This is a genomic window from Pseudomonas sp. 51_B, from assembly GCF_017491595.1.
In the GTDB taxonomy this organism is placed as follows: domain Bacteria; phylum Pseudomonadota; class Gammaproteobacteria; order Pseudomonadales; family Pseudomonadaceae; genus Aquipseudomonas; species Aquipseudomonas promysalinigenes.
The window spans coordinates 1-444 of record NZ_JAFGYW010000415.1 but is presented as its reverse complement, the minus strand read 5'-3'; the positions used below and the strand labels follow the sequence as shown (position 1 = coordinate 444).

The window sequence follows — 444 nt, the reverse complement described above, 5'->3', positions numbered from 1 at the left end:
TTGTAGAAGACATCCTTGTAGTCGCTGCTGCGCTTGACGATCGAGCTGATCGAGCCTTCGATGCGGTACTTGGCGGCAACCATGTTGCCGGTCTTGGCCACGGTGCTTTTCTTGTACAGACCGCTCTGGTTTTGCAGCTTGAGCTGGTCAACCTGGCTCTGCATCGCATTGTTGTCGCTGGCGAAGCGCGCAACACCGGTCTTCATCAGATGAGTCTTGATGCTGGTGGTGATTTCGCGGGTGTCGATGTACTCGCTGGTCTTGTTCTTCACGTCGTAGACCTGAACTACCGGACGACCCTGCAGGATGCCGGACTGGGCCAGCGAGCGGGTCATCGACTCGGCGATCATTTGCAGGTCGGTCGAACCGAATTCGTTGGTCACGGTTTCAACCGCTTTGGTGTCGCCGTAGCTGATGTTCTTGCTGCCCAGGGTCGGCGAGGTG

1 protein-coding gene is annotated in these 444 nt (G+C 57.2%); it reads right to left on the bottom strand.

Features of this window, described 5'->3' with window-relative positions:
* The coding region (locus tag J5M56_RS25505) for a penicillin-binding protein activator LpoB (protein ID WP_207938125.1) at positions 1-444 on the bottom strand (444 nt) is incomplete at both ends.